Source organism: Streptomyces sp. NPDC006332, assembly GCF_040612855.1.
Classification (GTDB): domain Bacteria; phylum Actinomycetota; class Actinomycetes; order Streptomycetales; family Streptomycetaceae; genus Streptomyces.
In genome coordinates, this window is sequence record NZ_JBEXRA010000013.1 from 61,370 (window position 1) to 88,358 (window position 26,989).

The 26,989-nt window shown below is 71.7% G+C and carries 25 protein-coding genes; 22 read left to right on the forward strand and 3 right to left on the reverse strand.

All coding sequences use genetic code 11. The features are described from left to right. Nucleotides 1-111: 111 nt before the first annotated feature. The 3 genes from ABZ027_RS14540 (at nucleotide 112) to ABZ027_RS14550 (ending at nucleotide 4,001) form a co-directional block, all read left to right on the forward strand. A complete protein-coding gene (locus tag ABZ027_RS14540) occupies nucleotides 112-408 on the forward strand; it encodes a (2Fe-2S)-binding protein (protein WP_356768189.1) in 297 nt (98 codons plus the stop codon). Nucleotides 409-735: 327 nt separating this feature from the next. Next, the gene (gene clpB / locus ABZ027_RS14545; protein ID WP_356767992.1) at nucleotides 736-3,333 is read left to right on the forward strand and encodes an ATP-dependent chaperone ClpB; all 2,598 of its coding nucleotides are present in this window, start codon (nucleotides 736-738) and stop codon (nucleotides 3,331-3,333) included. A 137-nt stretch (nucleotides 3,334-3,470) separates the two neighbouring features. After that, complete coding sequence (locus tag ABZ027_RS14550) at nucleotides 3,471-4,001, forward strand: YbjN domain-containing protein (RefSeq protein WP_356767994.1); 531 nt, start codon at nucleotides 3,471-3,473, stop codon at nucleotides 3,999-4,001. Nucleotides 4,002-4,145: 144 nt separating this feature from the next. Here ABZ027_RS14550 and ABZ027_RS14555 read toward each other — a convergent pair whose 3' ends face one another. After that, nucleotides 4,146-5,336, reverse strand: a complete 1,191-nt coding sequence (locus ABZ027_RS14555) for a pyridoxal phosphate-dependent aminotransferase (protein ID WP_356767996.1) — start codon at nucleotides 5,334-5,336, stop codon at nucleotides 4,146-4,148. Nucleotides 5,337-5,437: 101 nt separating this feature from the next. Continuing rightward, complete coding sequence (locus ABZ027_RS14560; RefSeq protein ID WP_356767998.1) at nucleotides 5,438-6,139, reverse strand: hypothetical protein; 702 nt, start codon at nucleotides 6,137-6,139, stop codon at nucleotides 5,438-5,440. A gap of 294 nt (nucleotides 6,140-6,433) precedes the next feature. Here ABZ027_RS14560 and ABZ027_RS14565 point away from each other — a divergent pair, with 294 nt between their 5' ends. From ABZ027_RS14565 to ABZ027_RS14655, 19 genes are all read left to right on the forward strand, one after another. Continuing rightward, on the forward strand, nucleotides 6,434-6,739 hold the full coding sequence (locus tag ABZ027_RS14565; protein ID WP_356768000.1) for a hypothetical protein: 306 nt from the start codon (nucleotides 6,434-6,436) through the stop codon (nucleotides 6,737-6,739). A gap of 428 nt (nucleotides 6,740-7,167) precedes the next feature. After that, nucleotides 7,168-7,725, forward strand: a complete 558-nt coding sequence (locus ABZ027_RS14570; RefSeq protein WP_356768002.1) for a DUF2617 family protein — start codon at nucleotides 7,168-7,170, stop codon at nucleotides 7,723-7,725. 119 nt (nucleotides 7,726-7,844) lie between these two features. Then, nucleotides 7,845-9,482: a polyamine aminopropyltransferase gene (locus tag ABZ027_RS14575; RefSeq protein WP_356768004.1), complete on the forward strand. Its 1,638-nt coding sequence runs from the start codon at nucleotides 7,845-7,847 to the stop codon at nucleotides 9,480-9,482. 89 nt (nucleotides 9,483-9,571) lie between these two features. Next, complete coding sequence (locus tag ABZ027_RS14580) at nucleotides 9,572-10,411, forward strand: SRPBCC domain-containing protein (RefSeq protein ID WP_356768006.1); 840 nt, start codon at nucleotides 9,572-9,574, stop codon at nucleotides 10,409-10,411. A gap of 33 nt (nucleotides 10,412-10,444) precedes the next feature. Beyond that, a complete protein-coding gene (locus ABZ027_RS14585; RefSeq protein WP_356768008.1) occupies nucleotides 10,445-11,233 on the forward strand; it encodes an aldose 1-epimerase in 789 nt (262 codons plus the stop codon). 20 nt (nucleotides 11,234-11,253) lie between these two features. After that, entirely contained in the window at nucleotides 11,254-11,802 is a 549-nt protein-coding gene (gene pyrE, locus ABZ027_RS14590) for an orotate phosphoribosyltransferase (protein WP_356768010.1), read from the forward strand. Nucleotides 11,803-11,957: 155 nt separating this feature from the next. Next, on the forward strand, nucleotides 11,958-12,989 hold the full coding sequence (gene fbaA / locus ABZ027_RS14595) for a class II fructose-bisphosphate aldolase (protein ID WP_356768012.1): 1,032 nt from the start codon (nucleotides 11,958-11,960) through the stop codon (nucleotides 12,987-12,989). 78 nt (nucleotides 12,990-13,067) lie between these two features. After that, nucleotides 13,068-14,534, forward strand: coding sequence for an MFS transporter (locus tag ABZ027_RS14600; RefSeq protein WP_356768014.1), 1,467 nt, complete (start codon nucleotides 13,068-13,070; stop codon nucleotides 14,532-14,534). 142 nt (nucleotides 14,535-14,676) lie between these two features. Beyond that, entirely contained in the window at nucleotides 14,677-15,090 is a 414-nt protein-coding gene (locus ABZ027_RS14605; protein WP_356768016.1) for a DUF3151 domain-containing protein, read from the forward strand. Between the two features lie 149 nt (nucleotides 15,091-15,239). Then, entirely contained in the window at nucleotides 15,240-16,079 is an 840-nt protein-coding gene (locus ABZ027_RS14610; protein WP_356768018.1) for a tryptophan 2,3-dioxygenase family protein, read from the forward strand. Continuing rightward, entirely contained in the window at nucleotides 16,072-17,358 is a 1,287-nt protein-coding gene (locus ABZ027_RS14615) for an aminotransferase class V-fold PLP-dependent enzyme (RefSeq protein WP_356768020.1), read from the forward strand. The genes ABZ027_RS14610 and ABZ027_RS14615 overlap by 8 nt, the downstream gene beginning before the upstream one ends. A gap of 276 nt (nucleotides 17,359-17,634) precedes the next feature. Continuing rightward, nucleotides 17,635-18,600 carry an alpha/beta hydrolase gene (locus tag ABZ027_RS14620; RefSeq protein ID WP_356768022.1) on the forward strand — a complete coding sequence of 322 codons (966 nt, stop codon included), beginning with the start codon at nucleotides 17,635-17,637 and terminating at the stop codon, nucleotides 18,598-18,600. A gap of 350 nt (nucleotides 18,601-18,950) precedes the next feature. Next, complete coding sequence (locus ABZ027_RS14625) at nucleotides 18,951-19,871, forward strand: alpha/beta hydrolase (protein WP_356768024.1); 921 nt, start codon at nucleotides 18,951-18,953, stop codon at nucleotides 19,869-19,871. Beyond that, the gene (locus ABZ027_RS14630) at nucleotides 19,864-21,072 is read left to right on the forward strand and encodes an acyltransferase (RefSeq protein ID WP_356768026.1); all 1,209 of its coding nucleotides are present in this window, start codon (nucleotides 19,864-19,866) and stop codon (nucleotides 21,070-21,072) included. The genes ABZ027_RS14625 and ABZ027_RS14630 overlap by 8 nt, the downstream gene beginning before the upstream one ends. Nucleotides 21,073-21,085: 13 nt before the next feature. Further along, nucleotides 21,086-22,513, forward strand: a complete 1,428-nt coding sequence (locus tag ABZ027_RS14635) for a sensor histidine kinase (protein ID WP_356768191.1) — start codon at nucleotides 21,086-21,088, stop codon at nucleotides 22,511-22,513. A gap of 17 nt (nucleotides 22,514-22,530) precedes the next feature. Continuing rightward, nucleotides 22,531-23,205: a response regulator transcription factor gene (locus ABZ027_RS14640; RefSeq protein WP_356768193.1), complete on the forward strand. Its 675-nt coding sequence runs from the start codon at nucleotides 22,531-22,533 to the stop codon at nucleotides 23,203-23,205. A 124-nt stretch (nucleotides 23,206-23,329) separates the two neighbouring features. Next, nucleotides 23,330-24,688 (forward strand): histidine kinase, encoded by a 1,359-nt coding sequence (locus tag ABZ027_RS14645; protein ID WP_356768028.1) that lies wholly within the window; start codon nucleotides 23,330-23,332, stop codon nucleotides 24,686-24,688. Beyond that, nucleotides 24,685-25,350 carry a response regulator transcription factor gene (locus ABZ027_RS14650; protein ID WP_356768031.1) on the forward strand — a complete coding sequence of 222 codons (666 nt, stop codon included), beginning with the start codon at nucleotides 24,685-24,687 and terminating at the stop codon, nucleotides 25,348-25,350. The genes ABZ027_RS14645 and ABZ027_RS14650 overlap by 4 nt, the downstream gene beginning before the upstream one ends. Nucleotides 25,351-25,437: 87 nt before the next feature. After that, nucleotides 25,438-26,655, forward strand: a complete 1,218-nt coding sequence (locus tag ABZ027_RS14655) for a cytochrome P450 (RefSeq protein ID WP_356768033.1) — start codon at nucleotides 25,438-25,440, stop codon at nucleotides 26,653-26,655. Here the strand turns inward: ABZ027_RS14655 and ABZ027_RS14660 are convergent. After that, nucleotides 26,638-26,898: a hypothetical protein gene (locus tag ABZ027_RS14660; protein ID WP_356768035.1), complete on the reverse strand. Its 261-nt coding sequence runs from the start codon at nucleotides 26,896-26,898 to the stop codon at nucleotides 26,638-26,640. The two genes, ABZ027_RS14655 and ABZ027_RS14660, sit on opposite strands and share 18 nt — an antisense overlap. Nucleotides 26,899-26,989 lie beyond the last annotated feature (91 nt).

The following is a 26,989-nucleotide window of genomic DNA, read 5'->3' on the forward strand; positions in this document are numbered from 1 at the left end:
TGGGCGTGAACGCCGACGCCCCGGGTGCCACCAGTGAGGCGGGTTCTGTGGCAGAAGAAGCCGGGAGCTGACGTGACCACTCCACCGGACGACCGCTCCTTCCGCCGCGAGATGGCGACCGCCTACCGCTCGGGCTGGCACTTCATCGACCTGGCCACCGCGATCCCCCACGCCGGTGACTCGTTGATGGTGACCGTGTTCGGCGAGCCGGTCGTCGTGACGCGGGACGAGGACGAGGACGTACGGGCGTACCGGTGCCTGCGCAAGCCCCGCGGCGCGCCACAGCCCGTGCGGTGCGCCATCCGGTACGGAATGATCTTTGTGAACCTGGATCAGCGGGATCACCGTCTGGCGGAGCCGGACGTGCCCGACCTGCGAACCATTTCAGCCACCCCCCGCAGTGCCTGACGCGATTCCCCCGTCGTAACAGATCGCGCAGGTGCTTCCCCCCGCAGCGGCGTCACCGTGACCTGAACACGGTGACGCCGCTGCAGTTTTACGGGATATTTCGTGATCTGGACCGAATCCCGTAGTGGCTGAAACTGGCCGATCACCGGCGCCTTCTTACCGACCGCTCGTGCGCTTTCCTTCCGGGGTACCCGCCTCCTGGGCGGACCTCGCCCTGCCCGTGCCTTGAGTGGAATAGACTCAAGTTTGTGTACGCTACCTGAGTCAGCAAGCTGAGCCGGCGAGCTGAGTCCGGCACGGGTATGACGCCAGGAGGAGAACGCGAACGTGGACGCCGAGCTGACCAACCGGAGCCGGGACGCGATCAACGCGGCCGGAAACCGCGCCCTGTCCGACGGGCACCCGGACCTCACCCCCGCCCATCTGCTCCTGGCCCTGCTCCAGGGCCAGGAGAACGAGAACATCACCGACCTGCTCGCCGCGGTCGAGGCCGACCAGGTCGCCGTACGCTCCGGTGTCGAGCGGGTGCTGGCCGGCCTGCCCAGCGTGACCGGGTCCACCGTCGCGCCCCCGCAGCCCAACCGTGAGCTGCTCGCGGTGATCGCGGACGCCGGTGAGCGGGCCACCGAGCTCGGGGACGAGTACCTCTCCACCGAGCACCTGCTCATCGGCATCGCCGCGAAGGGCGGCGCGGCCGGCGACGTACTCTCCGGTCAGGGCGCCACGGCGAAGAAGCTGCTGGAGGCCTTCCGGAAAGCAAGGGGAGGACGCCGGGTGACCACAGCAGACCCCGAGGGCCAGTACAAGGCCCTGGAGAAGTTCGGGACGGATTTCACCGCCGCCGCCCGCGAGGGCAAGCTCGACCCCGTCATCGGGCGGGACCAGGAGATCCGGCGGGTCGTGCAGGTACTGTCCCGCCGCACCAAGAACAACCCGGTGCTCATCGGCGAGCCCGGCGTCGGCAAGACCGCCGTGGTCGAGGGGCTGGCCCAGCGGATCGTGAAGGGCGACGTGCCCGAGTCCCTCAAGGACAAGCGGCTGGTCGCGCTGGACCTGGGCGCGATGGTCGCCGGGGCGAAGTACCGGGGCGAGTTCGAGGAGCGGCTGAAGACCGTCCTCGCGGAGATCAAGGACTCCGACGGGCAGATCATCACCTTCATCGACGAGCTGCACACCGTGGTCGGCGCGGGTGCCGGCGGGGACTCCGCCATGGACGCGGGCAACATGCTCAAGCCGATGCTGGCCCGCGGCGAGCTGCGCATGGTCGGCGCGACGACCCTCGACGAGTACCGCGAGCGGATCGAGAAGGACCCGGCGCTGGAGCGGCGCTTCCAGCAGGTGCTGGTCGCCGAGCCGACCGTCGAGGACACCATCGCCATCCTGCGCGGTCTCAAGGGCCGCTACGAGGCCCACCACAAGGTGCAGATCGCGGACAGCGCGCTGGTCGCCGCGGCCACCCTCTCCGACCGGTACATCACCTCCCGCTTCCTCCCCGACAAGGCCATCGACCTGGTCGACGAGGCCGCCTCCCGCCTGCGCATGGAGATCGACTCCTCGCCGGTCGAGATCGACGAACTCCAGCGTGCCGTCGACCGGTTGAAGATGGAGGAGCTGGCCCTCAGCAAGGAGACCGACCCCGCCTCCCGCGAACGTCTGGACAAGCTGCGCCGCGACCTCGCCGACAAGGAGGAGGAGCTGCGCGGCCTCACCGCCCGCTGGGACAAGGAGAAGCAGTCCCTCAACCGGGTCGGTGCCCTGAAGGAGAAGCTGGACGAGCTGCGTGGCCAGGCCGAACGCGCCCAGCGCGACGGCGACTTCGACACCGCGTCCAAGCTGCTCTACGGCGAGATCCCGTCCCTGGAGCGGGACTTGGAGGCCGCCTCGGAGGCCGAGGAGGAGGTTTCCAGGGACACCATGGTCAAGGACGAGGTCGGCGCCGACGACATCGCCGACACCGTCGCCGCCTGGACCGGCATCCCGGCCGGCCGCCTCCTGGAGGGCGAGACGCAGAAGTTGCTGCGGATGGAGGAGGAGCTGGGCCGGCGCCTGATCGGCCAGGGCGAGGCCGTACGGGCCGTGTCCGACGCCGTCCGCCGCACCCGCGCCGGCATCGCCGACCCGGACCGCCCGACCGGCTCGTTCCTCTTCCTGGGCCCCACCGGCGTCGGCAAGACCGAACTCGCCAAGGCGCTCGCCGACTTCCTCTTCGACGACGAGCGGGCGATGATCCGCATCGACATGTCGGAGTACGGCGAGAAGCACTCCGTGGCCCGCCTGGTCGGCGCCCCGCCCGGCTACATCGGCTACGAGGAGGGCGGTCAGCTGACCGAGGCGGTGCGCCGCCGCCCGTACAGCGTGGTGCTCCTCGACGAGGTGGAGAAGGCCCACCCGGAGGTCTTCGACATCCTCCTCCAGGTGCTGGACGACGGGCGCCTGACCGACGGTCAGGGCCGCACGGTCGACTTCCGCAACACCATCCTGGTGCTGACGTCCAACCTGGGCAGCCATTTCCTGGTGGACCCGCTGACCAGCGAGCAGGAGAAGAAGGAACAGGTGCTGGAGGTGGTCCGCGCCTCGTTCAAGCCGGAGTTCCTCAACCGGCTCGACGACCTGGTCGTCTTCTCGGCGCTCGCGAAGGACGAGCTGAGCCGCATCGCCCGCCTCCAGGTCGACCGCCTGGCCAAGCGACTCGCCGAACGCCGCCTGTCGCTGGAGATCACCGACGAGGCCCTCGCCTGGCTCGCCGACGAGGGCAACGACCCGGCCTACGGGGCCCGCCCGCTGCGCCGCCTGGTCCAGACCGCCATCGGCGACCGCCTCGCCAAGGAGATCCTCTCCGGCGAGATCAAGGACGGCGACACGGTCCGGGTGGACGCCTTCGGGGACGGGCTGATCGTGGGCCCGGTAACGGGGAAGACTCTGTAGTACGTCCGCAGTATGTCCGCGGTACGTCCGCACCGACCGGATCCTGTCAGCCGAGGGCTGACAGGCCCCGTCAAGGCTTGCCACCCCCCTCCCCGGATGGGGGAGGATGGCAGGATCCGTACGAAGGGAAAATCACGGTGACCATCGACCCGTCCTCGATTCCGAACTTCGGGGGCCAGCCCGAGCCGCAGCCGCAAGGACCGGCGGGCCCCGTCGTCCCGGATCAGGATCTTGTGAAGCAGCTCCTCGACCAGATGGAGCTCAAGTACGTCGTCGACGACGAGGGTGACCTCGCGGCGCCGTGGGAGCAGTTCCGTACGTACTTCATGTTCCGCGGTGAGGAGGACCAGCAGGTCTTCTCCGTGCGGACGTTCTACGACCGGCCCCACAAGATCGACGAGAAGCAGCTGCTGCTGGAGTCCATCGACGACTGGAACCGACGGACCCTGTGGCCCAAGGTCTACAGCCACACCCACGACGACGGCACCGTCCGCCTCATCGGCGAGGCGCAGATGCTGATCGGCACCGGTGTGAGCCTGGAGCACTTCGTCTCCTCCACGGTCAGCTGGGTACGAGCCGCCATCGAGTTCGACAAGTGGCTCGTGGAACAGCTCGGCCTGGAGCAGGAGATCAACGACGCTGAGAAGCCGGAGGAAGACGAGGAGTAGTCCTCGGCCCGTCGCCGCACCGGCGTCCGGCGCGTACCACCGGACACGCGCCGAACGCGAGGGAGAGCCCGGCCAGGGCACCGACCACCACGGTCGCGTGCCGGGGCCGGGCTCTCCCTCGTGTCCGCACCCCTCTCGGCGTGATCAGCCCGCCGGCGTCTTCAGCCGCTGCGCCGCCTCCTCCAGCACCGCCGTCCGCTTGCAGAACGCGAACCGGACGTAGGGCGCCCCGGCCTCCTTGTGGTCGTAGAAGACCGCGTTCGGGACGGCGACGACGCCCGCGCGCTCGGGGAGGGCGCGGCAGAACGTGAGGCCGTCGGACTCGCCGAGGGGGCGGATGTCGGTGGTGACGAAGTAGGTGCCCGCGGGCCGGAACACCTTGAAGCCCGCCTCCGCGAGCCCCGTCGCCAGCAGGTCCCGCTTGGTCAGCATGTCGGCGCGGAAGGCGGCGAAGTACGAGTCCGGCAGGGCCAGCGCCTCGGCGACCGCGTACTGGAAGGGGCCCGCCGAGACGTACGTCAGGTACTGCTTCGCCGACCGCACGGCGCTGACCAGCCCCGGGGCCGCCGTCACCCAGCCCACCTTCCAGCCGGTGAACGAGAACGTCTTGCCGGCACTCGACACGGTGACCGTCCGCTCCCGCATCCCCGGGAAGGTCGCCAGCGGCACGTGCTCGGCCTCGTCGAAGACCAGGTGCTCGTACACCTCGTCCGTGATCACGAGCAGATCCCGCTCCACGGCCAGCTCGGCGACCGCGGTCAGCTCCTCGCGGGTGAGGACGGTGCCGGTGGGGTTGTGGGGCGTGTTGATCAGCAGCAGGCGGGTGCGGTCGGTGACCGCGGCGCGCAGCTCGTCGAGATCGAGCCGGAAGCCGCCCTCGTGCGGGCGCAGGGTGACCGGCACCCGCGTGCCGCCCGCCATCGCGATGCCGGCCGCGTACGAGTCGTAGTACGGCTCCAGGGCGACGACCTCGTCCCCGGGCTCGACCAGGGCGAGCAGCGCGGCGGCGATCGCCTCCGTGGCGCCCGCGGTGACCAGCACCTCGGTGTCCGGGTCGTACGACAGCCCGTACCACCGCTCCTGGTGGGCGGTGATCGCCGTACGCAGCTCGGGCACGCCCGGGCCCGGCGGGTACTGGTTGCCCCGGCCGTCCCGCAGGGCCCGTACGGCCGCCTCCCTGACCTCCTCGGGGCCGTCCGTGTCGGGGAAGCCCTGGCCCAGGTTGATCGCCCCGGTGCTCACGGCCAGGGCGGACATCTCGGCGAAGATCGTCGTCCCGAACTCGGCGAGCCGGCGGTTGAGGAGGGGGCGTGCGCTGGAGGTCATGCCGGTCATCCTGCGCCCAAGCTCTGGAGTCCTCAACTCACCTTCGCGGATGACCATCCGTGTCGGCACTCACGGCACCGTCTCTGAGCGATGCGCTTCACGGCATCCGCTCAGGACGGGGGGCGGGGCACCTCGAAGTAGGTTCCGCCTGAGAGGGGCGGTTGGATGTCCACTTGGAGAACCGTTCCGTACCGGGCGCGGATGGACGGGACGGCTTCAGGGCGCTGGGGGGTGATGTCGCACCGGGAGTACAGGAGGGATTTCGGCGGGCAGGCGGGCGTTTCCTTGCCCTCTACCTGGTACAGAGGGGGCGTGGTTCCGTTGGACACCGTGTCCCATGTGATCTTCACATCTTCGTTCACCGACTCCAGGTAGGGAGCGGGCATCAGTTGTCCGTCGGGCTCCACGCCCCGCATCCGCTGGTACATCAGCGCGTAGTCCATCGATCCCCCGGACGCACTCCCGGGGCCGTTGATGTCGGGCTGCCACTTCGCGATGTGCGCGGCGTCGATGCGCCGCAGCACGTCTGCGACCTCACCCTCGACCCCGAACACGGCATGCCCGCTCATCGAGCAGGTCAGCAAGGGGCCCGTAGCGGGCTCGAAGATGTTGCCCTCGGCGGCTTCGTCGCATCTGTCCTCGAACATCGCATATCCGGGGTGTAGGCCCTCCACGTGGCTGAACGGTGCCAACAGCTCCCGGATATGCGCCTCCTCCGCGTGGCGCTTGCGCTGAGCGTCGGCGCCCTGGGCCTTGGCCCGCAGCTCGATGTCGGCGGGCGGTCGGGAGCATGCGGTGGCCACCGTCGTCATCAGCGCACATCCCACCAACAGCACACCGGCGCCAAGCCTCCGATGTAATCCCAATTCCCTGTCCCTCCGGGTTACTCAGCGTTCGTCGCCACACACTCCCCTGCCCCCTACACGAGTGCATGAGTACGCGTACTCAACCCTTCTGTGCAGGTCAGGGGTCGTTGCCTGGAGAGAACCCTCTGAAGTTCCTCAACTCTGCTTTGGCCCGTGAGGCGGAGGGGCATCACCTCGGCACGCACCCAGCGAGGCGCCCACGGGGGGTCGCTTCGGGGGAATCGGAAGGAGGGTGACGCCATGGTCATCGGCATCATCCTGGCGGTTGTCTGCATCGTCCTCATCGGCGCGTTCCGCGCCAAGGCCAGGAACCGTCGGCAGAGCGCGGTGCGCACGGGAGGGCGTGGCGGCCGGGTCCGCCGTTCGTCGGGCAGCGGGTCCGGAGACGGCAGCTGGTGGGCCGCGGGGGGCGCGGGGGTCAGTGACAGTGGCTCGGGCTCCTCGGGCGGGCACCACGGCGGCCACTCCTGCGGTGGCGGCTCGTCCTGCGGCGGGGGTTCATCCTGCGGGGGCGGCGGGGGAGGATGCGGGGGCGGCGGCGGCTGAGAGGCGGCCGTCACGGGAGGCAGCTGTCACGGGGCAGCTGAGCTCCCGCCGGGGGAAGCGGGTACGCCACCGGGTCCCCCGCCCCGTCGTCACCCACCGCACACCGCGTCACTCATTCCTACGCCCGCCGGGTACCGCTCGCGGCGGGCGTAGCACTGCTCCGGCGCACGCTCCCGTCGCCTCGGCGTGCGCCGGGGTTGAACAGTTGAGCTGTGGAGCCCTCTGAGGGATGGAAACCCCACCAAGTTGGGTAAAAGCACTGTGGCGACGCCACAGTTCATGATTCCCTCTACAACGCCAACGCGGCCCTCGGACCTCCCGCGGAACCCTCCCTGAAACTCCGACCGGGCCGTGGCCGCACACCGGGTGTCGACCTGGGTGCGCCGGACCCACACCTCCCTTTCTTTGCGTGCTAGCGGAGCCGATCCATGCTCACGACCCTGAACACCTCCTACACCGACACGCAGGCGGCCGATCTCGCCTGGGCCCTGGGGCGCGAGCCGCTTCCCGCACTGGCCACGCTCGACCTCGAACTGTCCGGGTCCACGCTCCAGTTGAGACTCCTCGGCGCATCCCACCAGGTGCTCCTGGAAGAGGCGCGGGGCACCTGTTCGGAGACCGTGGCCTGCATCCCGGGCAGCAGCACACCCCTCCCGCTGGGCGTGGCCAAGCGCGTCGGCGAATGGGAGTACGAGTTCGCCGCCCGCGTCGAGGTCCTCTCGCCGGTCCAGTTCGCGGCGCGCGCCCAGGAGTTGCTGGCCCTGGTCGCCGACCACCCCAACGGCCTCGCGGGCGTCTTCCCCGGCAGCCCGCACGCCTTCACCGCGCTGCTGGCCCACCGTCACGAGGGCCAGGTGCACTGGCGTACCTGGCACGCGTACCCGCAGGACGGCCAGTTGGTGGCCACCCGGACGAAGGTCGGGGCCCGGGTGACGGCGGCTCAGACCGTCCCCCGGCAGAGTCGTCTCAGCCCGTCCGGCGTCTGAGACCCCGGCGGTCAGACAGGGCCCAGGGGCGCCCGCTCAAACACCGGGCGCCCGGTTGACCCGGAGTTTCACACGTGTGGGTGACGAGGCGTGCCGTTTCTGTGACGTAACGTCTCAGCGTGATCGAACCGCACGCGCCCGCCCCGCCCGGCACCAGGCCGCCCAGGGCAGGCCCCGCGCGGCTGCCCGTCCGCCCTGACACCGGCAGGTTCTTCGTCCTCGCCTGTGTCTTCGTCTGTGCGGCCTGCGGGCTGGTGTACGAACTCGAACTCGTCGCCCTGGCCTCGTATCTGATCGGCGACTCGGTCACCCAGGCCTCCGTCGTCCTGTCCGTGATGGTCTTCGCGATGGGCATCGGCTCGCTCGCCGCGAAGCGCCTGCGCTGGCACGCGGCGGCCGCGTTCGGCGCCCTGGAGGCCGCGCTCGCCCTGGTCGGCGGATGCAGCGCGATGGCCCTGTACGCGGTGTTCGCCTGGACCGGCGCCTGGGGCGGCCTGTGGGCGAGCGGCCCGCGCTGTCTCCTGGTCGCCTTCTCCCTCGCCATCGGCCTGCTGATCGGCGCCGAAGTCCCCCTTCTCATGGAGCTGATCCAGCGCATCCGCCGCCAGGACGCGGGCGGCGCGGTCGCCGACCTGTTCGCCGCGGACTACGTCGGTGCCCTGGTCGGCGGCCTGGCCTTCCCCTTCCTGCTGCTGCCGCGCCTGGGCCAGCTGACCGGCGCCCTGCTCACCGGCACGGTCAACGCGGTCGCCGGCGCCGTGCTCGTCCTCGGCCTGTTCCGCCGCGACCTGACCTGCCGGGCCCGCTGCCTGCTCCTGGCGGCCAACCTCGCCGTCCTCGCCCTGCTGGCCACGGCCGCCGTACTCGTCGACGACTTCGAACGGGCCGCACGGCAGGCGGTGTACGGCGACGACGTACGGGTGGCGGTGCAGACGGACATCCAGGAGGTCGTCCTCACCGGCGGCACCGATGGGCGGCCCGTCGGCCTCTTCCTCGACGGACGGCTCCGGGTCAGCGGCCGGGACGAACACCGCTACCACGAGGCGCTGGTCCGCCCCGCGATGAACGGCCCGCACGCCCGGGTGCTCGTCCTCGGCGGCGGCGACGGACTGGCCGCGCGGGAGGCGCTGCGCTACCCGGACGTACGCAGCGTCGACATCGTCGAGATCGACGCGGACGTCGTCCGGCTGGCCCGTCAGGACCCGGCGCTGGCACGGCTCAACGGCCATGTGTACGGCGACGCGCGCGTCCGGGTGAGCACGGCGGACGCCTTCGGCTGGCTGCGCCGGGCGCCCTCGGCGGCGTACGACGTGGTGATCGCGGACCTGCCCGACCCGGGCATCACCGCGAGCACGAAGCTGTACTCGCGGGAGTTCTACGACCTCGCGCGCCGCGTCCTGGCCGACGACGGCCGACTGGCGGTGCACGCCGGGCCGGTCGCCTCCCGCCGGCGCGTGTTCTGGACGGTGGACACTACGGTCCGGGCGGCCGGGCTGCACACCGCGCCCTACCGCGTCGGCGGCCGTGACTCCGGCTTCACCGCGGGCCCCGACCGCACGGCCGGCCCGCAACGGGCGCCGCGCGACTGGGGTTTCGTCCTCGCGTCCGCCACGTCCCGACCGCCCCTGCGACTCGCCCCGGACGGACCGCGCCCACGCACCCTGACCCAGGCGTCCCTGACGGCGGACGCGCGGGCCGCCGCGGGGACGAGGATCACGGGGCTGCCGCCGTCGACGCTGGTGCATCCGAGGTACTGACGTCCCGCGCCACGTCCCGCGCGGTAAAGCGCGGTCAGTTTGGACCAACGAAGGTGCACGACGGCGCCCACTGGGTAGAGTCCGCTGATATGGAGCATGAGGTGTTCGTTCCGGTTCCGGCCGAGCGGCTCAGGGAGGCACTGGCCGACCCCGCGCGGGTCGCCCGGGCGATTCCGGGGCTCCAGCAGGACGCCGGCGCCGAGCCCGTCACGGGGCGGCTGAAGGTGCGCGTCGGCAGTCACTCCATCACCTACCGCGGATCGCTGCGGATCTCCGGGCGGGACGACGGTTCGTACGCCGTCGAGGGCGACGCGACCGAGGCCCGCGGCACCGGCACGGTGAAGCTGACGCTCACGATGTCCGTGCGGGACGCGGACGGGGGCTCCACGGTGACCTTCTCGGGGACCGCCGCCGCGGACGGCCGGGTGACGGAACTGCCGCCGGACGCGGTCGCCTCGGCCGCCACCCGTCTGCTCAGCCGGTTCGCGGAGAACCTGGGCGCCGCGGAGGGCCCGGGGGCGGAGGGAGAGCGGGAGGCGCCGGGCGGGCAGGAGTCCGATCAGCCCGAGCAGCCCGAGGATCCCCAGGTCGCCGACCTTCCCACCCCGCCCACTCCGCCCACCCCTCCGGAGCCCCCGGCGCCTCCCGAGGCGTCCCCCGCCTTCGAGGCCGAGGCCCCTCCGTCGTCCCTCCCCGAGCGCTTCGAGGACGCCGGTGGACCGCCCGCCGAGGCGGCACACGCGCGCCGGACGATGATCGGTCGCAGCGCGGAGGAGGTGGACCACGCGCCGCCGCGCGGCCGCTACGCCCCCGTTCCGGCCCCGCAGACGATCTCCCCCAACCAGACGCTGCGCTGGGCCGCGCCGATGGCCGCGGCGGCGCTGGCATCGGCGATCGTCGTGACCAGAGTGCTGCGCAAACGCCGGTGACCGCCCCCTTGATCACCCCAGTAGGGTCGTCCCGTGAGTAACGAAGACATCACACTGACCGCGGGCGACGCGGAAGTGACCGTGCAGCCGGGCAACGGTGGCCGTATCGGAGGGCTCCGGGTCGACGGGGTCGAGCTCCTGAGGCAGGGCGAGCGCTTCGGCTGCTTCCCGATGGTCCCCTGGTGCGGCCGGACCAGGGACGGCCGGTTCAGGGACGGCGGCTTGGTCCACCAGATGCCGCTCAACTCCCCGCCGCACGCCATCCACGGCACCGCCCGCGACGGTGCTTGGCGCACCGCCCGCGTCACCGACGACGAGGCGGTCATCACGTACGACCTGGTCGAACCCTGGCCCTACCCGGGCCGGGTCACCCAGGTGGTCGGCCTGACCGGGGACGCGCTGAAGCTGACCATGTCCGTGGAGACGTACGACTCCTCCTTCCCGGCCCAGATCGGCTGGCACCCCTGGTTCAACCGGAACCTGGGGCGGGAGGACGTCACGCTCGACTTCTCGGCCGCCTGGCAGGAGGAGCGCGGCGACGACCACCTGCCGACCGGCAACCGTCTCGACCCGAAGCCCGGCCCCTGGGACGACTGCTTCGGCATGCCGGACGGCGTCGACGTCACGCTGACCTGGCCGGGGTGGCTGGAGCTGCGGGTCACCAGCCCCGAACAGTGGGTCGTCGTGTACGACGAGCAGGAGGCGGCCGTGTGTGTGGAGCCGCAGACCGGACCGCCCGATGGACTGAACACTCTGCCGCGGCTGGTCACCCCGCTGGAGCCGCTCGAGGCCACCACCACGTGGACGTGGCGTCGCCTGTAAGGACCCCTAAGCTGACAGGCATGACTGACGTTCGCGGCGCGCTGCTGCAGCAGATCAAGGACAAGGCCGTCGTGCACGGCAAGGTGACCCTGTCGTCGGGTCTGGAGGCCGACTACTACGTCGACCTGCGACGCATCACCCTCGACGGCGAGGCCGCCCCGCTGGTGGGACAGGTGCTGCTGGAGGTGACCGCCGACCTGGAGTTCGACGCGGTGGGCGGGCTGACCATGGGCGCCGACCCCGTGGCCGGTGCCATGCTGCACGCGGCCGCCGCCCGCGGCCGGAAGCTGGACGCCTTCGTCGTACGCAAGGCGGCCAAGGCGCACGGGCTGCAGCGGCGGGTGGAGGGGCCGGAGATCGCGGGCCGCCGGGTCCTGGTCGTCGAGGACACCTCCACCACCGGGGGCTCCCCGCTCGCCGCCGTCGAGGCCGTGCGGGAGGCGGGTGCCGAGGTCGTCGCCGTCGCGACCATCGTCGACCGGGCGACCGGCGCCGCCGAGAAGATCCAGGAGGGTGCGGGTGTCCCGTACCTCTTCGCCTACTCCAAGGACGAGTTGGGCCTGGACTGAGTTGTCCACAGCGCCGGGTTATCCACACCTTGGACACCAGGAAGGGTCCGGCGGGTCAAGTCTGGAAAGATGGGCCCGACGACGACGTCACCCCCAAGGTCTAGGTCAGGGCCGTAGCAGCAGAACGCCAACCGCACATACCAAGGAGCGGACAGATGCCCATCGCAACCCCCGAGGTCTACAACGAGATGCTCGACCGGGCGAAGGCAGGCAAGTTCGCCTACCCGGCCATCAACGTGACCTCGACCCAGACCCTGCACGCTGCGCTGCGCGGCTTCGCGGAGGCGGAGAGCGACGGCATCATCCAGATCTCCACGGGTGGCGCCGAGTTCCTGGGCGGTCAGTACAGCAAGGACATGGTGACGGGCTCGGTCGCGCTCGCCGAGTTCGCCCACATCGTCGCCGAGAAGTACCCGGTCACGGTCGCCCTGCACACGGACCACTGCCCCAAGGACAAGCTCGACACGTACGTCCGTCCGCTGATCGCGATCTCCGAGAAGCGCGTCCAGGCCGGTCTGGGCCCGCTGTTCCAGTCCCACATGTGGGACGGCTCCGCGGAGACCCTGGCGGACAACCTGACCATCGCCGAGGAGCTGCTGGAGAAGGCCCGCGCCGCCAAGATCATCCTCGAGGTGGAGATCACCCCGACCGGCGGCGAGGAGGACGGCGTCTCGCACGAGATCAACGACTCCCTGTACACCACGGTCGACGACGCGGTGCGTACGGCCGAGGCGCTGGGCCTGGGCGAGAAGGGCCGCTACCTGCTGGCCGCCTCCTTCGGCAACGTCCACGGCGTGTACAAGCCGGGCAACGTGGTGCTGCGTCCCGAGCTCCTGAAGCAGCTGAACGACGGCGTGGCCGCGAAGTACGGCAAGCCGGCCGGCTCCCAGCCGTTCGACTTCGTCTTCCACGGCGGCTCCGGCTCCTCCGCGGAGGAGATCGCCACCGCGCTGGAGAACGGCGTCGTCAAGATGAACATCGACACCGACACCCAGTACGCCTTCACGCGTCCGGTCGCCGACCACATGTTCCGCAACTACGACGGCGTCCTGAAGGTCGACGGCGAGGTCGGCTCCAAGAAGACCTACGACCCGCGCACCTGGGGCAAGCTGGCGGAGGCGGGCATGGCCGCGCGTGTCGTCGAGGCCACGCAGAACCTGCGCTCGGCGGGCACGAAGATCAAGTAGCTCCCGTGCTCTAACGGTTTAGCTGCGGCTTGAGGTGAGCCCGGTGCCACGGCACCGGGCTCGCTGTATACCTGGGGCATGCCCGATGTCCGGCTGGCCTCCCCGCAGGGCAAGTGGATCCTGCTCACCACCGTCCTCGGCTCCAGCATGGCGCTGCTGGACTCGACCGTCGTCAACGTCGCGCTGCCCCGCATCGGCCGTGACCTGGACGCCGACCTCGCCGCCCTCCAGTGGACGATCAACGCGTACACCCTGACGCTGGCCGGGCTGATCCTGCTAGGCGGCTCCCTGGGCGACCGCCTCGGCCGCCGCAAGGTCTTCGTCGTCGGTGTCGTCTGGTTCGCCGCGGCCTCCCTGCTGTGCGGCATCGCCCCGAACGCCGGGGTCCTGGTCGCCGCCCGTGCACTGCAAGGGGTCGGCGGCGCACTCCTCACCCCCGGCTCCCTTGCCCTCATCCAGGCCTCCTTCCACCCCGACGACCGGGGGCGCGCCGTCGGCCTGTGGTCCGGGTTCGGCGGGGTCGGGGCGGCCGTCGGACCGTTCGTCGGGGGCTGGCTGGTCGACGGGCCCGGCTGGCGGTGGGTGTTCCTGCTCAACGTGCCGCTGGCGCTGCTGTGCGCCCCGATTGCCGTACGGCATGTTCCCGAGTCGGCGGACAGCCGTACCCACGGCCGCTTCGACGTGCTCGGCGCGGTCCTCGGCGCGGCGGCGCTCGCGCTGGTCACGTACGCGCTGATCGAGGCCCGCTCGGGAACCCTGGTCGTCGTGGTCGCGGCCGTCGCCGGTCTGGCCGCCGCGGTGGCGTTCGTGAACGTGGAGAAGCGCCGGCCCGACCCGATGATGCCGCTCGACATCTTCGCCTCCCGCCAGTTCACCGCGGTCAACCTGGTCACGCTGTGCGTGTACGCGGCCTTCGGCGGGTTCTTCTTCCTCGCCGCGCTCCAGCTCCAGGTGGCGGTCGGCTACACGGCCCTCGGCGCCGGTACGGCCCTGCTGCCGACGACCGCCCTGATGCTGCTGCTGTCCGCGCGCTCCGGTGAGCTGGCGACCCGGATCGGGCCGCGGATCCCGCTGACGGTGGGGCCGCTGCTGTGCGCCGCCGGGATGCTGCTGATGCTGCGGGTCGGGCCGGGGGCCTCGTACGTCACCGATGTGCTGCCCGCGCTGCTGGTGCTGGGGCTGGGGATGGTGACCCTGGTGGCTCCGCTGACGGCGACCGTCCTCGGGTCCGTGGACACCGCGCGGGCCGGGCTGGCCAGCGGCATCAACAACGCGGCGGCCCGGGCGGCGGGCCTGATCGCGGTGGCCGCGCTGCCGCTGATCACCGGGATGGGGGAGGAGTCGTACCGGTCACCGCAGGCCTTCGACGCCGCGTTCGGGCGGGCCATGGTGGTGTGCGCGGCGGTGCTCGCGGTCGGGGCGGCGGTGGCCCTCGCGACGGTACGGAAGCCCCCGCCGGGCTGCCGTACGCCGGAGTGCCTGACGCACGGGTCCGTGACGGCGCCGCCACTGGAGGGGGAGCGGGCTCGGGGGCGGTTGTCGTAGGGGGCTGGGACTGGGGCTGGGCGGTTGTCGTAGGGGGCTGGGACTGGGGCTGGGCGGTTGTGTAGAGGGACGGGCGACGGTGGTGGCGGCCCTCGGAGCACGGTGGCGGGCTGTCGCGCCTCGGATGGAGGAGACTTGTCCCATGTCCATTCACGAGAACCTTCTCGGGGGCCCGCCCCCGACCCACCTGCCCGACGACCCCGAGCCGCGGGAGCTGCTCGCCGGCGGTACCGCGCCCGCCGATGTGGCCGCGAAGTACCCGACCTCCTCGCTGGCCTGGGCCCAGCTGGCCGACGAGGCCTTCGAGCGGGGCAGCGTCGTGGAGTCGTACGCCTATGCCCGTACGGGCTACCACCGCGGCCTGGACGCGTTGCGCCGCAGCGGCTGGAAGGGTCACGGGCCGGTCCCCTGGGAGCACGAGCCCAACCGGGGCTTCCTGCGCGCCCTGCACGCCCTCGCCCGCGCCGCGCAGGCGATCGGCGAGCAGGAGGAGTACGAGCGCTGCTCCCAGTTCCTGAAGGACTCCTCCCCGGCGGCCGCCCAGACCCTGGGCTGAGACGTCCTCCCTCCCGGGCCCGCCTGCGTGAACAGGCGGGCCTTGCCTTTTCGGCGGACCATCGAAGAGGATGCCCGGCGGGGACCGGGGCCCCGTGTCGGTAACGGCAGGGGCGGACCGCTACCCGGAGTACACAACAGGAGACAGCGATGTCCCACGAGGCTCAGGAAACGCAGGAGCCCGAGACCCCGCATCTCGACTTCCACGGCACGACCCCGTACGAGGACTACGTACAGGCGGACGTGCTCACCCACCTCCAGCGCACCCTCTCCGACGATCCCGGAGAGATGGTCTTCCTGGTCACGACCCAGGTGATGGAGCTGTGGTTCACCGTCATCGTCCACGAGTGGGAGACCGCGTCGCAGGCCCTGCGCGAGGACGACGTACCGGTGGCGGTCGCCGCCCTGAAGCGTTCGGTACGGGAGCTGGAGGCGCTGAACGCCTCCTGGCGGCCGCTCGGACAGCTCACCCCGGCCCAGTTCAACGCGTACCGCAGCGCCCTCGGGGAAGGCTCCGGCTTCCAGTCGGCCATGTACCGCCGGATGGAGTTCCTGCTCGGCGAGAAGTCCGCCTCCATGCTGGTCCCGCACCGCAGCGCGCCCCGGGTGCACGCCGAGCTGGAGAAGGCGCTGCACGAGCCGAGCCTGTACGACGAGGTGCTGCGGCTGCTGGCCCGGCGCGGGCACGCCGTGCCCGGGGCGGTGCTGCGGCGTGACGTCTCGCAGCGGTACGAGCCGTCCGACGAGGTCGAGGCCGTCTGGACGGCCCTCTACTCCGGTGACGAGAGCGACGAACTCGCCCGCCTCGGTGAGGCGTTGACCGACGTGGCCGAGCTGGTGTGGCGCTGGCGCAACGACCACCTGGTCGCCACCCGCCGCGCGATGGGCTCCAAGGCCGGCACGGGCGGCTCCGCCGGGGTCGCCTGGCTGGAGAAGCGCGCCCGGAAGAACGTGTTCCCGGAGCTGTGGACGGCGCGCTCGCATGTCTGAACTCGCTTTCAAAGCACGTGAGTTGGACGCCGGTGACGAACTGGCGGGGGTGCGTGCGCGGTTCGTCCTGGACGAGGCCGTGTACCTGGACGGGAACTCGCTCGGCGCGCTCCCGGCGGGCGTCCCCGGGCGCGTCGAGGATGTCGTACGGCGGCAGTGGGGCGAGCTGCGCATCCGTTCCTGGGAGGAGAGCGGCTGGTGGACCGCGCCCGAGCGGATCGGCGACCGGATCGCCCCGCTGGTCGGCGCGGCGGCCGGACAGATCGTGGTCGGCGACTCCACGAGTGTCAACGTGTTCAAGGCACTTGTGGGGGCGGTGCGGCTGGCGCGGCTCGCTGACGGCCGCGGTGACGGTGGCGGCCGCGGTGACGGCCGCGGTGGCGGTGGTGGCCACGGTGACGGTGGCGATGGCGGTGATCGCGGCGGTCGTGACGAGATCGTCGTCGATGCGACCACGTTCCCCACCGACGGGTACATCGCCGGGTCGGCGGCCCGGATGACAGGCTGCACCCTGCGCCCGGTGACACCGGCGGAGATCCCGGGGGCGTTGGGCGACCGTACCGCCGCCGTGCTGCTGAACCACGTCGACTACCGCACCGGCCGGCTGCACGACCTGCCCGGCCTGACGGCCGCAGTGCACGCGGCGGGCGCGATCGCCGTCTGGGACCTGTGCCACAGTGCGGGCGCCCTGCCGGTCGGGCTCGACGAGCACGGGGTCGACCTGGCGGTGGGCTGCACCTACAAGTACCTCAACGGCGGCCCGGGTTCACCGGCGTACCTGTACGTACGCGGCGAACTGCAGGACCGTTTCGACTCCCCGCTGCCCGGCTGGAACTCGCACGCCGACCCCTTCGGCATGCGTCCGGACTACACACCGGCCGCCGGCGCCCCGCGCGGACGCGTCGGCACGCCCGACATCCTCTCCATGCTCGCCCTGGAGGCGGCCCTGGAGGTGTGGGACGGCGTCTCGATCGAGAGCGTCCGCACCAAGTCCCTCGCGCTGACGGACTTCTTCCTGGAGTGCGTGGCCGAGTACGTTCCGGCGGGCCGCGTGGAATCGCTGACTCCGGTGCCCCACGGGGAGCGGGGCAGCCAGGTCGCGCTGCGCTGTGCGGACGCCGGCCAGGTCATGGAGCGGCTGATCCGACAGGGCGTCGTCGGGGACTTCCGGCACCCCGACGTGCTGCGCTTCGGGTTCACACCGCTGTACGTCGGGTTCGCGGATGTGGAGCGGGCGGCGGGGGTGCTTGCGGGGGTCCTGCGGGGCGGGGGCGCCTGACGGGGCTACCGTCTGTGTACACGGGCGGTACGTCTTCCGGGACACACGGTGTCGGACACGGCGGACATAACGGCCCGCATGGTGCACGGGTCGGTCCCCGGGCGGGTGGGCCCCTTCGGCGCGACGCGGAAATAGAGCCGTCCGAGCCTCACCGAGCGTGACATCCCCGTGTCCGTGCACGTCATGGGCCTGGTACCGTCCCCGCCAACGGCCGAATTCTCTCCTGGGGATCTTTCCCGGTCCGTCAAATAGGTTTCGACGCTGAGAGGTTGGAGCATGCCGGACGACGCCGCAGCTCGCGATGGAGAAGCTGCCCGTGCCGCCGCCGAAGAGGAGTCGGCCTTCTCGCACCCGGCGGTCGACCCCGACACCTCCGCGGCGTACGGCGGTCACCCCGACCAGGTGATCGACTTCTACGCCCCGCACGAGGGAGTGGGCCCGGGCGGCCCGGTGCCGCTGGTCGTCGTGCTGCACGGAGGCGCCTGGCGGGCGCCGTACGACCGCCGCCACATCTCCCCGTTCGCGGACTTCCTGGCGCGTCGAGGGTTCGGCGTGGCGAGCGTGGAGTACCGGCGCGGGGGCGACAGCGCGGAGGATCCGCGCGGAGGTGCGGGCGAGGAAGACTCGCGTGGGGGCGGGAACGAGGGCGAGGGTGGGAACGAGGGCGAGGCCGGGCCGGTCGCGGGCCGCTGGCCGGACACCTTCGACGACGTCGCCGCCGCGCTGGACGCGCTGCCCGCCCTGGCCCGGGCGGCTCTCCCGCAGACCGACCCGCGCCGCATGGTGATCACCGGCCATTCGGCGGGCGGCCACCTCGCCCTGTGGGCGGCGGCCCGGCACCTCCTGCCCGCCGACGCCCCGTGGCGCATCGACCGTCCGGCCCCGCTGCGGGGCGTGGTCGCGCTCGCCCCGATCGCCGACTTCGCGGTCGCGGAGAAGCTGGACGTGTGCGGTGGCGCGTGCCGTCAACTGCTGGGCGGTGGCGAACAGTTCACCGAACGCCGGCCCTACGCCGACCCGGCGCTCCTGCTCCCCACCGGCATCGCGACGACCATCGTCCAGGGCCGCGCGGACGGGGTCGTCCCGGAAGCGGTCGCAGAGGCGTACGCCGACGCGGCGGCGAAGGCGGGCGAGGTCGTGGGCATGACGATGCTGGCGGACGTCGGCCACTTCCCGCTGATCGACCCGGCCGCCGACGCGTGCGCGGTGGTGGCTGAGGAGATCGCGCAGTTGGCGTGGTGACCTGCGTGAGTGCAGTGCCGCGTGGTGACCTTCGCGGGTGCCGGTCCGGCCCGGTGCCCTCGTCGGGCTGCCCCTGACCCGTCCCGGTCGTACCCGTAGTACCTGAGAGCTACATCGCAGGTGAGCTCCCGGGCGTGACGCGGACGACGAGCTCGGATCCGTAACTTCCCTTCCATACAAGCCCGATGACCGGGCGGACTGGAAGGAACCCGACGGTGGGGCTTGATTCGCGGGCAGGGGCAGGGGCAGGGGCAGGGGCACGAGACCGGAACGGGGACGGGGGCGGGGGCAGGCGCCGTGCGCAGAGGTGGCGGCGTGGTCTTCTCGCCGTCCTCGTCACCGCGGCCCTCGTGGTGCCCCTCTCCGGCGCCGCCCGACCCACGATCCCCGCACCGACTCCCGCCGTCCTGGGCAAGGTGACGGCGACCACCCTGGAGGACGCGTACGCGGCGAACCGGGCCAACGCCGAGCAGGCGTCCCGGATGGCCGACGCCCACGGCGACCGGGCACGCGCCGCGACGGACCGCGCGATCGCCGCCCCCTCCCGTCACTTCCTCACCTTCGACGGCCGCGGTGCCGGTCGTACGGCGGAGGTCCTCGGCGACCTGGCGCACGCCGACCGCGTCGCGGTCCTGGTCCCCGGCTCCGACACCTCACTCGACACCTACGCCCGCTTCCGCGCCACGGCGACCCACCTGTGGACGGAACTGAACCGACAGACCGCGAAGAGCACGGCTCCCGGGACCGCGCCCCGCACCGCGGTCGTGGCCTGGCTCGGCTACGAGACACCGGCCACCGTCAGCTTCACGGTCGCCACCAGCGGCCGCGCCGAACAAGCCGCCCCGCAGCTGCGGGATTTCATACGGCGACTGCGCGGCATCGCCGGGGAGAAGGCCCAGCTCTCCCTGCTGTGCCACTCGTACGGCTCGGTCGTCTGCGGGCGTGCCGCCGCCGGCCTGGACGTGGACGACATCGCCCTGGTCGGCAGCCCCGGCACCGGCGCCGACACCGCCGCCGGCCTGCGCACCCGAGCCCGTGTATGGGCGGCCCGCGGCCTCGACGACTGGGTGGGCGAGGTGCCGCACGTCAAGGCCGACCTGTTCGGCACCACCGTCGGCTTCGGCACCGATCCGGTCTCCCCCTCGTTCGGGGCCCGCGTCTTCGCCGCCGGCGACGGCGGTCACAGCGACTACTTCGCACCGGGCTCGGTCTCGCTGACCAACCTGGCCCGGATCGTCCTCGGAGCGACCTCGGAGGTCACCCGTGCCTGAGACGAAGACCCCGCACCGCCTGTGGGCGGGCATACGAGAGGGCGCCGACCGGGTCGACGCCGCCACCCCCGCCGAGCGGGACCGTGCCGTCGACGCGCTGCGCGCCCTCGCGATACTCGGCGTGGTGCTCGGCCACTGGCTGGTGACCGCCCTGGTCGCCCACGGCGGTGGACTGCGCACCGCGAGCCCGCTCCAGCAGATGCCCTGGCTGGCCCCGATCTCCTGGGCCTTCCAGACCCTCGCCGTGTTCTTCCTGGTGGGCGGTCATGTGGCGACCCGCGGCTACACCTCGGCCCGCGCCAGGGGCACGACGTACCCCCAGTGGCTGGCGGCCCGGCTGGCCCGCCTGCTCAGACCGGTGACGGCCGTCCTCACCCTGTGGACGGTGACGGCGACCGCCCTCCTCCTGACGGGCGCCGAGTTCGCGACCGTGCGCACGCTGGTCAAGCTGGCGCTGTCCCCGCTGTGGTTCCTGCTGGTCTTTGCCGTCCTCACCGCGGCAACCCCGCTCTTGCTCCGGCTCAACCCTCTCTGGCCGCTGGCCGTCGTTCTCCATGTGGACCTTCTGCGCTTCGGCCTCGGCGGCCCGTCCTGGCTCGGCTGGGTGAACGTGGCGGCGGGCTGGTTGGTGCCCTACACCCTGGGCGCGGCCTGGACGCGGGGCGAGTTGGACAGTCGTCGCGCGGGCGTGCTGCTGCTGGCGGGCGGCGCGGTGACGACGGCACTGCTGGTGGCGTTCGCCGGCTACCCGGCGTCGATGGTCGGCGTGCCCGGCGCCGCGGTCTCCAACCTGAACCCGCCGACGCTGGCCGTGGTCACCTTCGGTCTCGCCCAGTGCGGCCTGGCCCTGCTCCTGCGCGACCGACTGCGCCGGACCATGCGACGCCCGCCGGTCTGGGCGGCGGTGGCGCTCATCAACCTCTCCGCGATGACGATATTCCTCTGGCACCAGACGGCCCTCATGGCCACCACGGCCACCGGACTCCTGGCCGGCCGGCTGCCCGGCCTGCACACCACCCCCGACGGCCTGGACTGGGTCGCGGCCCGCCTGGCCTGGCTGCCGGTGCTGACCCTGGCCCTGGCCGTCTGCTGGCTGGCCTTTCGCTCCCACGAACAGGTACCCCGCCGTACTCCCGGCCGCTCCCGAGTCGTCCACGTGCATCCCCACTCCAGCAGAGCCAAGGCGGTACGCGGTGCTTAGGGTTGGCCATGTGATGAAGACGGGGGTCCGGCACGTGATCGTGCGCCATGTCCTGCGTCGGCTGCGGGTGCTGCGCGAGGACCTGTGGACCGTCCGGCTGGATCCGCTGCCCCCGTCCGTATGGGTGCGCTGGCTGCCGCACGGTGTGGTGTGCCTGGCCGCGCTGGGCATCGGACTCGGCGACATGGCCCAGCTCCAGGACAGCGGGCAGTTGAGCTCCGGGTTCGCCGTACTGGTCGGCGCGGCGCAGGGCGGCGCCACGGTACTCGCGCTGCGACGGCCCATCCCGGCGTGGTGGCTGTCGATCGCGGCCACGGTGACGGAGGCCGTCGCGGTGCACAGCCGACTGGGCGCGCAGGCTGGGGAACACTTCACCTGGCCCTGGACGGGGGCCGGGATCACCGCGCATCTGTTCGTGCTCTTGCTGCTCTCGCTACGCGTGCGCACCCGGGTGTCCGCCGAGGCGCTGGTGCTGACAGCGCTGGTCACCTACGTCCTCCAGGAGATGTGGGGCGCCTCGACCCACTCCTCCACCGGAGAGCTCGCGGTCTGTCTGTCCGTGGTCGTCGTCGTGCTCGGCATCGCGGTGCGTGGCCGCCGCGAGGCCCGCGCGGAACTCGGTCGGCAGACCACGATGACCGCCGAGGAGCGGGCGCGGCGCACCCTGCTGGAGGAGCGCAACCGCATCGCTCGCGAACTGCACGACGTGGTGGCCCACCACATGTCCGTCATCTCGATCCAGGCACAGGTCGCCCCGCACCTCGTCGAGAACCCGCCGGACGAACTCAAGGAGAATCTCGACGGCATCCGGCAGAACGCGCTGGACGCGCTGACCGAGTTGCGCCGGGTCCTGGGTGTGCTGCGCGCGGAGCACCCAGACCGGCCGGAGTTGCCCGACCAGGCCGGCACCGGCACCGCCCCCCACGCCCCGCAGCCCACCCTGGACCGGCTCCCCGCGCTGGTGGAGAACACCCGGGCCGCCGGCCTGACCGTGACCCTCGACGTCGTCGGCAAGCGGCGGGTCCTGCCGCCCGGCGTGGAGTTGTCGGTGTACCGGATCGTCCAGGAGGCGCTGAGCAACGTACTGCGCCACGCGCCCGGCGCGACCGCCCGCGTCCGACTCGACTACGCACCGAACGGCGTGACCGTGAGAGTGCTCAACTCGCCGCCCACCAGACCCGCGCCGCCGTCGCAGGGCGCCGGGCACGGGCTGCTCGGCATGCGGGAGCGGGCCACCATGCTCGGCGGCGCCATGTTCGCCGAGCCCAGGGGACGAGACGGCGGCTACGAGGTGTACGCGTTCATCCCGGTGGCCACCCTCGCCGACGGCCTGACCTACGCACACCGGGCGCCCGGTGCGACGGAAGCCTCTCCCCACGAGGCGCGGGGCCACATCGTGTACGTGGACCCGGCCACCGACCCGAAAGGCGACACCGTATGACGAGCGGCACCATCCGCATGACGAGCGGCACCATCCGCGTACTGATCGCGGACGATCAGCAGATGGTCCGGCAGGGCTTCACGGTTCTGCTGAACACCCAGCCCGACATCGAGGTGATCGGCCAGGCGGTCGACGGCCTGGACGCGATCGCCCAGGTCGCCGAACTCGCCCCGGACGTCGTCCTCATGGACATCCGGATGCCGGAGCTCGGCGGCATCGAGGCGACCCGCCGGATCACGGTCGAACAGCCCGACATCAGAGTGCTGGTGCTCACCACCTTCGACCTCGACGAGTACGTGTACGAGGCGCTCAGAGCCGGCGCGTCCGGGTTCCTGCTGAAGGACGCGTCCGCGGACCAACTCGCCGAGGCGGTACGGGTGGTGGCGGCCGGCGACGCACTGCTCGCGCCGGGCATCACCCGGCGGCTGATCGCCGAGTTCTCCCGCCTGGGCGACCGGCCCCGCGCCCCGCTCAAGGAACGCGTCGGAGGTCTGACCGAACGGGAGACGGAGGTGCTGGCGCTGATCGCGCGGGGCCTGTCGAACGCGGAGATCGCCGAGAGTCTGGTGGTCGCCGAGCAGACGGTGAAGACGCACGTGGGCCGCATCCTGGTGAAGCTGAACCTGCGGGACCGCACACAGGCGGCGGTGTTCGCGTACGAGTCGGGACTGGTGCGTCCCGCCGGGTACTGAATGCCGACCCGCGACGCCCCGTGCAGGTGAGGGCAGCCGGTGTCCGTAGTACCTGAGAGGGACCCCGAAGGACCCCTCTCACTGGTGACGACCGCGACCCCGTCCTCCACCTACCGTTCTGTATGTGACCGAGACGACCCAGACGCACCCCACGCCGCAGGGCGGAACCAGAGCCCGCAGCCCTGAGTACCGGCTGGCCGCGGACGCCCTGCGCGGCCTGCGGCAGGAGCTGTTCACCGACGCCTTCGCCTACGATCCGCTGCCCCGTATGCGCGTCGACGGCCCCGTGACCAGGCGGCTCCCTGGCCGCCTGCGGGACTACGCGGCCTGGACGCCGCACGCCCTGGTGGCGTTTACCGGGATGCTGGCGGCGATCATCGCCGCCGCCGCCAACGAGGCGGACGACAACGGCGGCCTCAGCTCGTTGACCATGTTGTTGGCCCTGTTCCCCGTCCTGCTGGTTCTGCTGCGCCCGACGGGCGCGTTCTGGTTCTCGCTCGCGGCCACGCCGTTCGCGGCGGTGCTCGGCAACAGCTGGGACGACTGGCCGTGGCCGGCCGGCAGTTTCGCCGCCCACCTGGTCGTCCTGACGGTCGCCGCCATCCGCACCGGGCCCCGCACGGCGGCCTGGATGTGGATCACGACCGGGGTGTACGGCATAGGGTCGGAGGTCACCCTGGGTGGGGGCCACTACTCCTCGAACACCGGGCCCATGCTGGTCGTCTCCGCGCTGATCCTCCTCGTCGTCGCCGTCTGGCACACCCGCCGGACGGCCGAGAAGGAGGTGACGGCCCAGCAGACCGTGACCGAACACGAGCGTTCCCGCCGCACCCTGCTGGAGGAGCGCACGACGATCGCCCGCGAGCTGCACGACGTGGTCGCGCACCACATGTCCGTCGTCGCCATCCAGGCGGAGGCCGCCCCCTACCGGGTGGAGAACCCGCCGCCGGAGCTGGAGCGGGCCTTCGCCACGATCAGGGAGAACGCGGTGGCGGCCCTCACCGAACTGCGCCGGGTGCTGGGCGTGGTCCGCGCCGAGGACTACGAGGCCCCGGACGCCCCGCAACCCACCCTCGCCGACCTGGACCTGCTGCTCGCCAATGTGCGGGACACGGGCCTGAGCGTCGACAAGACGGTGACCGGAGCGGTGCGCGAACTGCCGCAGGGCGTGGAGCTGTCGGCGTACCGGATCGTGCAGGAGGCGCTGAGCAACAGCCTGCGGCACGCGCCGGGGGCCGGCGCCCGGGTGGAGATCGGGTACGTCCTGGGCGGGCTGGGCCTGCGGATAGTCAACGGTCCGCCGCCCGAGCCGTCCCTGGTGAAGCCCTCTCCCGGAGCGGGGCACGGCATCACCGGTATGCGGGAGCGGGTCTCCATGCTGAACGGCGAGATGACGGCGGGCCCGTCGGAGGACGGAGGCTATGAGGTGACGGTGTTCCTGCCGGTGACCGCGGTGACCACGGTGAGTGAGGGTGACGCATGACCATCCGCGTCCTGATCGCGGACGATCAGATGATGGTGCGCGAGGGCTTCTCGGTCCTGCTGAACGCGATGCCGGACATCGAGGTCGTCGGCGAGGCGGTCAACGGACGGGAGGCGGTCGACCGGGTCCGTGAACTCGCCCCGGACGTGGTGCTGATGGACATCCGCATGCCCGAGCTGAACGGCATAGAGGCGACCCGGGAGATAGTCGCCGCGGACGGCGCGACGAAGGTGCTGGTGCTGACCACCTTCGACCTGGACGAGTACGTGTACCAGGCGCTCCGGGCGGGAGCCTCCGGCTTCCTGCTCAAGGACGCCTCGGCCCGTCAACTCGCCGACGCGGTACGGGTGGTGGCGTCCGGGGAGGCCCTGCTGGCGCCCTCGGTGACCAGGCGGCTGATCACCGAGTTCTCCAAGCTGTCCGCCGCCCCACGTCTCGCGCCCTCCGCGCAGGCGGCCTACGGCGACCTGACCGAACGGGAGACGGAGGTGCTGGTGCAGATCGCGCAGGGCCTGTCGAACTCGGAGATAGCGGAGCGGCTGGTGGTGGCCGAGTCGACGATCAAGACGCATGTGAGCCGGATCCTGGTGAAGCTGGGCCTGCGGGACCGCACCCAGGCGGCGGTGTTCGCGTACGAGGCCAGGCTGGTCACCCCGGGCTGAGGAGGACCCGCCGCTGGTGGGGCCTCTGCGGCGACGCCGAGTCGACACCCCTGGTCAGACGGTGGGACGGCGGGCTAGCGTCCCGGCATGGCAGCCGTTTTTGACCTCGCGTTCGACCCCTGGGACCCGGCGTTCCTCGCCGACCCGTACCCGGCCTACGCACAACTGCGGGAGCGTGGCCGCGTGCTGCACTACGAGCCCACCGATCAGTGGCTGGTGTCGCACCACGCGGACGTCTCGGCGCTGTTGCGGGACCGTCGGCTGGGGCGGACGTATCAGCACCGGTTCACCCACGAGGACTTCGGGCGGACGGAACCGCCGCCGCAGCACGAGCCGTTCCACACGCTCAACGACCACGGAATGCTCGACCTGGAGCCGCCGGACCACACCCGGATCCGGCGGCTGGTCTCGAAGGCGTTCACCCCGCGGACGGTGGAGCGGCTGAGGCCGTATGTGCGCGGGCTGGCCGGTGAGCTGGTGTCCGCGCTGGTGGAGGCCGGCGGCGGTGATCTGCTGACGGACGTTGCGGAGCCGCTGCCGGTCGCGGTGATCGCGGAGATGCTGGGGATCCCGGAGGCGGACCGGGCACCGCTGCGGCCCTGGTCGGCGGACATCTGCGGGATGTACGAGCTGAACCCGTCGCAGGAGACGGCGGCGAAGGCCGTCAGGGCGTCCGTCGAGTTCTCGGACTACCTGCGGGAACTGATCGCCGTGCGCCGTAAGGAGCCCGGCGACGACCTCATCTCGGGCCTGATCGCGGCGCACGACGAGGGCGACCGTCTCACCGAGCAGGAGATGATCTCCACCGCCGTGCTGCTGCTGAACGCCGGCCACGAGGCGACGGTCAACGCCACGGTGAACGGCTGGTGGGCCCTGTTCCGCAACCCCGACCAGCTCGCCGCCCTCCGCGCCGACCACCGTCTGGTCCCGTCCGCCGTGGAGGAGCTGATGCGTTACGACACCCCGCTGCAGCTCTTCGAACGCTGGGTGCTGGACGACATCGAGATCGACGGGACGGTGATTCCCCGGGGCGCCGAGATCGCCATGCTCTTCGGGTCCGCCAACCACGACCCGGCGGTCTTCCATGACCCCGAGCGGCTCGATCTGACCCGGGAGGACAACCCGCACATCTCCTTCAGCGCGGGCATCCACTACTGCATCGGAGCCCCTCTGGCCCGCATCGAGCTGGCGGCCTCCATGACGGCACTCCTGGAGAAGGCCCCCACGCTGAGCCTGGCGGCACAGCCGCAGCGGAAGCCGAACTTCGTGATCCGGGGCCTGGAGAGCCTACCGGTGGTCGTCTGAGGCGCCCCGTCTGCCGCCCAGCGCCCGTGCGAGCAGGGCGTGGGCGAGGGCCGGCAGGGCGGCTCCCGCGAGGAACACCAGGGGGAGTTCGGTGACCAGGACGCTGAGGTCCATGCCCTCGTTCTCGAAGCCGCCGCCGAGGTGGACGCGGGTGCGGGCGGAGGAGAGCCACAGCCCGGTGGCCGCCAACGCGCCCACCATCGACAGCAGACAGCCACCGCACCCCACGGCATTCCGTTTCATGCCCGCAAGGACGCGTGCCGCCCGCACGCGGTTCGCACGCACCCCCGACCAGCCGTCCGGCCCGCACCGCGGCAGGAACACCCCTCACGGC